General features: G+C 71.9%; 6 protein-coding genes and 2 rRNA genes. 2 read left to right on the top strand and 6 right to left on the bottom strand.

From position 1 onward, the window contains the following. The first annotated feature begins 209 nt into the window (after nucleotides 1–209). Nucleotides 210–878, top strand: coding sequence for a TrkA family potassium uptake protein (locus tag ACIQVZ_RS02035; RefSeq protein ID WP_350886218.1), 669 nt, complete (start codon nucleotides 210–212; stop codon nucleotides 876–878). Further along, nucleotides 878–1,549 (top strand): TrkA family potassium uptake protein, encoded by a 672-nt coding sequence (locus ACIQVZ_RS02040; RefSeq protein WP_063347598.1) that lies wholly within the window; start codon nucleotides 878–880, stop codon nucleotides 1,547–1,549. The genes ACIQVZ_RS02035 and ACIQVZ_RS02040 overlap by 1 nt, the downstream gene beginning before the upstream one ends. 92 nt (nucleotides 1,550–1,641) lie before the next feature. Here the strand turns inward: ACIQVZ_RS02040 and ACIQVZ_RS02045 are convergent, their stop codons facing one another. The 6 genes from ACIQVZ_RS02045 to ACIQVZ_RS02070 form a co-directional block, all read right to left on the bottom strand. Next, complete coding sequence (locus ACIQVZ_RS02045) at nucleotides 1,642–2,457, bottom strand: DUF3159 domain-containing protein (RefSeq protein ID WP_350886220.1); 816 nt, start codon at nucleotides 2,455–2,457, stop codon at nucleotides 1,642–1,644. Between the two features lie 2 nt (nucleotides 2,458–2,459). Beyond that, a complete protein-coding gene (locus ACIQVZ_RS02050; RefSeq protein WP_063347599.1) occupies nucleotides 2,460–2,867 on the bottom strand; it encodes an OB-fold nucleic acid binding domain-containing protein in 408 nt (135 codons plus the stop codon). 66 nt (nucleotides 2,868–2,933) lie between these two features. Continuing rightward, nucleotides 2,934–3,614, bottom strand: a complete 681-nt coding sequence (locus ACIQVZ_RS02055) for a response regulator (protein WP_033351413.1) — start codon at nucleotides 3,612–3,614, stop codon at nucleotides 2,934–2,936. A 109-nt stretch (nucleotides 3,615–3,723) separates the two neighbouring features. Beyond that, complete coding sequence (locus tag ACIQVZ_RS02060; protein WP_350886223.1) at nucleotides 3,724–6,312, bottom strand: sensor histidine kinase KdpD; 2,589 nt, start codon at nucleotides 6,310–6,312, stop codon at nucleotides 3,724–3,726. 240 nt (nucleotides 6,313–6,552) lie between these two features. Next, nucleotides 6,553–6,669, bottom strand: a 5S ribosomal RNA gene (gene rrf, locus ACIQVZ_RS02065). A gap of 82 nt (nucleotides 6,670–6,751) precedes the next feature. Further along, nucleotides 6,752–6,844: ribosomal RNA gene (locus ACIQVZ_RS02070) — 23S ribosomal RNA — on the bottom strand; the annotation flags it as partial.

A 6,844-nucleotide genomic window follows, 5' to 3' on the forward strand; every position in this document is an offset into this window, starting at 1 on the left:
TCCCGGGCCGGGCTCCGCCGTTTGTCCCCCCCTTCGTCGCGACCGCGTTCTGTGGACCGGCTAGCGTGTCGGATACGAGTCGGCGGGCAACACTCACGTTGTGAGTCGGCGCCCCACGAGAACGCTCGCCCAGGGAAGCCGGGCGGGAAAGGGAGATGAACGGTGTTTGCGCAGGTCAAGAACCCTACGGGACGGGTGAGGTAGCGCCGGTGCACATCGTCATCATGGGCTGCGGCCGCGTGGGCTCGGCCCTCGCCAGAGCCCTGGAGAAACAGGGCCACTCGGTGGCCGTGGTCGACCAGGACCCGACCGCGTTCCGTCGGCTGGGCGCCGGGTTCAACGGGCGCCGGGTGACCGGCGTCGGCTTCGACCAGGACACCCTGCGCGAGGCGGGCATCGAGGAGGCCGGCGCGTTCGCCGCGGTCTCCAGCGGCGACAACTCCAACATCATCGCCGCGCGGGTGGCCCGGGAGAACTTCGGCGTGGAGAACGTCGCGGCCCGGATCTACGACCCCCGCCGCGCCGAGGTCTACCAGCGCCTGGGCATCCCGACCGTGGCGACGGTCCGGTGGACCGCCGACCAGATGCTGCGCCGGCTGCTGCCGAGCGGCGCCGAGCCGCTGTGGCAGGACCCGAGCGGCGGCGTCCAGCTGGCCGAGGTCGCCTACGACCCGGGCTGGGTCGGCCACCGCATCAGCGGGCTGGAGGAGTCCTCCGGCGCCCGGGTGGCGTTCGTCACCCGGCTCGGCGAGGGCGTGCTGCCCTCGCCCCAGATGGTGGTGCAGGAGGGCGACCTGGTGCACGTGATGCTGCGCCGGGGCGACCTGACGGCGGTCGAGGCCGCGTTCGCGCAGGGGCCGAAGGAGGAGGGTCACTGATGCGGGTCGCCATTGCCGGGGCCGGTGCCGTGGGTCGCTCGATCGCGGGCGAGCTGCTGGAGAACGGGCACGAGGTCCTGCTGATAGACAAGAACCCCAACTCCATCTCGGTGGAGCGGGTGCCCATGGCGGAGTGGCTGCTGGCCGACGCCTGCGAGATCACCTCGCTGGACGAGGCGGCACTGCAGCGCTGCCACGTGGTGATCGCCGCGACCGGCGACGACAAGGTGAACCTGGTCGTCTCGCTGCTCGCCAAGACCGAGTACGCGGTGCCGCGGGTGGTCGCCCGGGTGAACAACCCGAAGAACGAGTGGCTCTTCAACGAGTCCTGGGGCGTGGACGTGGCCGTGTCCACCCCGCGTCTGATGTCCGCCCTGGTCGAGGAGGCGGTCAGCGTCGGCGACCTGGTCCGGCTGATGCGCTTCAGCCAGGGCAACGCCAACCTGGTCGAGCTGACCCTGGCCGCCGACACCGAGCTGGTCGGCACCCGGGTGGGCGACGTGGCCTGGCCGCAGGACACCGCGCTGGTGACGATCATCCGCGAGGGCCGGGTGCTGGTGCCGGGCAAGGACGACACCCTGGAGGGCGGCGACGAGCTGCTCTTCGTGGCCGCGCAGGAGCGCGAGGAGGAGCTGGAGGACCTGCTGTCGGCGTCCTCCGGCGCCCAGTAGGGCCGAAGGCGCGGACCGGACACGGGCGAGGGCCCGCACCCACCAGGGGTGCGGGCCCTCGCCCGTCGCGTTCGGACCGGCCGGGGCTCCGGCTAGCGGGCCGGCTCCTCGTCGTCGTCGAACTGCGCCTTGATCGGCGGCGGCGCCTTGAGCAGGATCTGCCAGGTGACGTACATCGCCAGCAGCATCGGCGGGATGCCGAGGGCGACCTTGAGCCAGCCGAGCAGGTTGACGTTGTGGGTGAAGTACAGCGGGAAGAGGATCACCGGCTTGAGGCCCATGATCACCACCCAGGCCCAGGTCGCCTTGGTGTAGGCGGCGAACCGGCCCGGGTTCTCCTTGCGCCAGGTGAACATCTCGCCGGTGACCGGGCCGAGCATCACACCGATCATCGGCCAGCGCACCAGGGCGGAGACCGCCAGGGCGATGCAGTAGCCGACGTTCCACAGCAGGCCGGGCAGGTAGAAGTCCTCGGCGCGGCCGCTCTTCATCGAGATCCAGGCGCCGAGGGCGACGCCGAACACCCCGCTGAAGGCGTGCTGGACGGTCTCCCGCCGGGCCAGCCTGGTCACCACGAACACCGCGCACAGGCCCAGCGCGGCCCAGGCGGCGGAGCTGACCTGGTGGGTGATGTTGAAGGTGACGATGAAGACCAGACCGGGCAGCGTCATGTCGATCATGCCGCGCACGCCGCCGAAGGCCTGCAGGATCGTGTCGGCCGCTTCCTTGGAGGCGGCGGCCTTGCGGGCGGCCTCCTCGGCCGCGCTGTCGGCGGCCTCCGTGGCGACGACGGCCTCGCGGACGGCCGCGTCGGCCGCGGCCCCGGGTCCGTGCGGGCCGGGCGGCGCGTGGTGGTTCGCGGCCAGGTCAAGCTGGGCGGCGGACTCGCCGCCGGGCTGGTTGCTCACGCTCATTCGCTCCCGTGTCCGACCGGACGCAGCTCATAGCGGGGGTTGAACAGCACGCGGCGCCCGCGTGCGTGGCTGATCCGGCCGCTGGCGACGAGCCGGCGGCCCGGCTCTATGCCCGCGATCGAGCGGCGGCCGAGCCAGACCACGTCCAGCGCCTCGGTGCCGTCGAAGAGTTCGGCCTCCAAGGCCGGCACCCCGGCCCGCGGGCGGAGCGTCACCGTGCGCAACGTGCCCGCGACGGTGACCAGCTCGCGGTCCGCGCAGCCGGCGATCGGCGTGCAGCCCGACTCCGCCGCGCTCTCCTGGCGCAGCTCCTCGGCCTGCAACTCCTCGGCCGAGGATGTCAGCCGGCTGAGCATGCGGCGGAAGCGCCCCTGCGGCTGGTCGCTGCTGTTGTCACCACTCATGTCGGAAGGGTACCGGTTTCCGCGCCCCCGGCGGCAGGCCGTGCGACCACCGGGAGCGCCCCGGGATCAGCTCTCGAAGCGGTAGCCCATGCCCGGTTCGGTGATGAAGTGGCGCGGGTGCGAGGGGTCGCGCTCCAGCTTGCGGCGCAGTTGGGCGAGGTAGACCCGCAGGTAGTTGGTCTCGGTGCGGTAGGCGGGGCCCCACACCTCCTGGAGCAGCTGGGTCTGGCTGACCAGCCGGCCGGCGTTGCGGACCAGCACCTCCAGCAGGTGCCACTCGGTCGGGGTGAGGCGGACGTCGGTGCCGTCCCGGTTGACCTTCTTGGCGGCGAGGTCGACGGTGAAGCTCTCGGTGACGACCAGCGAGTCGTCCTCGCCCGCGACGGGCTCCGCGCGGCGCACGGCGGCGCGCATCCGAGCGAGCAGTTCGTCCATGCCGAACGGCTTGGTGACGTAGTCGTCGGCGCCGGCGTCCAGGGCCTCGACCTTCTCGTCGGAGGCGTGCCGGGCCGACAGCACGATGATCGGCACCCGGGTCCAGCCGCGCAGGCCGCGGATCACCTCGACGCCGTCCATGTCGGGCAGGCCCAGGTCGAGGACGACGACGTCGGGATGGCGGGCGGCGGCCAGTTCCAGGGCGCTCGCGCCGTCATGGGCAGCGTCGACCTCGTACTTGCGGGCCTTGAGGTTGATCACCAGCGCGCGGACGATCTGCGGTTCGTCGTCCACGACGAGGACCCGGGTCATTTACGGGCTCCGCCTTTCAGGGCTGTCGGACTTACGGACTGTGGGACTTGCTGAACATGCGACGTGCGGAAGCGGGGAACGACAGGCCGGAGCGGCAGGCCACCGGCTGTCACGTGATCAGCCGCGACAGCGGATCGTGCCCGTCCCCGGCCGCCTCCCCCGGTTCCGGCGGACGCTCGGCGGCGGGCAGGCTGACGACCATGGTGAGGCCGCCGCCGGGGGTGTCCTCGGCGGTGACGGTACCGTCCATCGCCTCGACGAAGCCGCGCGCCACCGCGAGCCCGAGCCCCACCCCGGCGCCGCGCGGCGCGTCCCCGTAACGCTGGAACGGCGCGAAGATCCGCTCCTTGGCGTCCTCGGGCACGCCCGGGCCGCGGTCCACGATCCGCAGCTCGACCCGCGCGGAACCGCCCGGCTGACGCAGCGCGTCGGCCTTGACCAGCACCTTGACGCCGTCCGGGCTGTACTTGACGGCGTTCTCGACCAGGTTGGCCAGCGAACGCTCCAGCAGGCCACCGTCGGCCCGGATCATCGGCAGCGTCTCCGGGACGTCGAGGCGCACCGACTCGGGCGGCACCCCGCCGAGGGCGAACGGCACCACCTCGTCCAGGTCGGTCTCCTGGATCAGCGGGGTGACGGTGCCGGTCTGCAACCGGCTCATGTCCAGCAGGTTGTTGATCAGGTGGTCGAGCCGGTCGGCCCCGGCCTCGATGCCGGCCAGCAGCTCCGCCTCGTCCTCCGGCGCCCACTCGACGTCGGCCGCCCGCAACGAGGTGACGGACGCCTTGATCCCCGCCAGCGGGGTGCGCAGGTCGTGCGAGACGGCCGCCAGCAGGGCGGTGCGGATCCGGTTGCCCTCCGCCTCCCGGCGGGCCGCCGCGGCCTCCCGGGCCAGCCGGCGGCGCTCCAGCACCACGGCCGCCTGCGCGGCGAACGCCCCGAGCAGGCGCCGGTCCGCCCCCGGCAGCACCCGGCCGCGCAGCACCAGCGCCAGGCTGTCGCCGACCGGGACGTCCACGTCGGCCTCCTCCGGCCGCTCCGGCGGGCGCGGCCCGGCGGTGGCGACCGGCACCCAGGCACCGAGCGGCTCCGGACGCTCCAGCAGCGCGGCGCTCTCCTGCCCGAAGGTCTCCCGGACCTGTTCCATCAGCGCGGTCAGCACCCCGTCCCCGTTCGGCGCGCCGCGCAGCACGGTACCGGCCAGCGCGCTGAGCGTCTGCGCCTCGGTCTGGCTGCGGGCGGCCTGGTGGGTGCGCCTGGCCGCCAGGTCGACCACGGAGGCGACCGAGATGCCGACCACGGTGAATATCGCCACCGCCATGATGTTCTGCGGCTCGTTGATCGTGAAGGTGTGGATCGGCGGCGTGAAGTAGTAGTTCAGCACCGACGAGGCGACCAGCGCCGACCCGATCGCCGGCAGCAGCCCGCCGACCAGCGCCGCGCACACCGTCAGCGACAGGAACAGCAGCATGTCGGTGGACAGGCCCAGCCCGCCGATCGCGGTCAGCACCAGCGCCAGCACCGGCGGACCCGCCAGCCCGATCAGCCAGCCCGCGATGGTGCGGGAGCGGCCCAGGTCGGTGATCCGGCGCACCGGCACCCGCCCGCGTCCGTGCCCGGCGTGCTCGTGGGTGACCATGTGGATGTCGATGTCGCCGGCCTCCCGGGTCACCGTGGTGCCGACGCCCGGCCCGTAGAGGTACTGCCAGGCCGGCCGGCGGCTGGTGCCCAGCACGATCTGGGTCGCGTTCACGCCCCGGGCGAAGTCCAGCAGCCCGGCGGCCGGGTCGTCGCCGAGGACGGCGTGGAAGGAGCCGCCGAGGCTCTCGACCAGGGCCCGCTGCTCGATCAGCGTCTGCGGGGAGCCGGTGCCCGAGAGCCCGTCCGAGCGGGAGATGTGGACGGCGAGGAGTTCGCCGCCGGAGACACGGGCCGCGATCCGGGCCGCCCGCCGGATCAGCGTCGCCCCCTCGGGGCCGCCGGTCAGGCCCACCACGATCCGCTCCCGAGCCTGCCAGGTGCCCTCGATGCCCTGCTCGGCCCGGTACTTCTGCAGGTACTCGTCGACCCGGTCGGCGGTCCACAGCAGCGCCAGCTCGCGCAGCGCGGTCAGGTTGCCCGGGCGGAAGTAGTTGGCCAGCGCCGCGTCTATCTTCTCCGGCGCGTACACGTTGCCGTGCGCCAGCCGCCGCCGCAGCGCCTGCGGCGACATGTCGACCAGCTCGATCTGATCGGCCCGGCGCACCACCGCGTCCGGCACGGTCTCGCGCTGGCGCACTCCCGTGATGCCCTCGACGGCGTCGCCGAGCGACTCCAGGTGCTGGATGTTGACGGTGGAGATCACGTCGATCCCGGCCGCCAGCAGCTCCTCGACGTCCTGCCAGCGCTTGGCGTTGCGGCAGCCGGGGATGTTGGTGTGCGGCAGCTCGTCCACCAGCGCCACCTGCGGGCGGCGGGCGAGGACGGCGTCCACGTCCATCTCGGTGAACGCGGCCTCCCGGTGCACCAGTTGCTGGCGCGGCACGACCTCCAGCCCGTCGACGAGCTCCGCGGTGAGCCGCCGGCCGTGATCCTCCACGAACGCCACCACGACGTCCGTGCCACGCTGCTGTCGCCGGTGCGCCTCGGCGAGCATGGCGTACGTCTTGCCGACCCCGGGGGCCGCCCCAAGGTAGATGCGCAGCCTGCCTCGTCCCATGAGCACCATTCTTGATCCGGCTCTGCCCCGGGGCCACCCCCGGACACCTGTTCCCCTTCCCTTCGAGACTACGGCGTGAGCGGCGATTTTCCGCTGATCAGTGGACTGATCATGCGGTTTTAGCGACATATTGACGGCGCCCACCCCCTCGGCCGGGCCGGCGTGAAAGCCTTCTGCCCTGTCTCCGGGAAATGCAAAAAGACCCCCTCCCGGACGGGAGGGGGTCTTTTCGGAATAATTGTTCGGCGGCGTCCTACTCTCCCACAGGGTCCCCCCTGCAGTACCATCGGCGCTGTAAGGCTTAGCTTCCGGGTTCGGAATGTAACCGGGCGTTTCCCTCACGCTATGACCACCGAAACACTATGAAACTGTCAACCGCACCAACCCGTGGCAGGGTTGGGGTCGTTGTTTCAGAACAACACAGTGGACGCGAGCAACTGAGGACAAGCCCTCGGCCTATTAGTACCGGTCAACTCCACCCCTCACAGGGCTTCCATATCCGGCCTATCAACCCAGTCGTCTACTGGGAGCC

Origin of the sequence: Kitasatospora sp. NPDC098663 (genome assembly GCF_044760075.1) — a bacterium.
In the GTDB taxonomy this organism is placed as follows: Bacteria; Actinomycetota; Actinomycetes; order Streptomycetales; family Streptomycetaceae; genus Kitasatospora.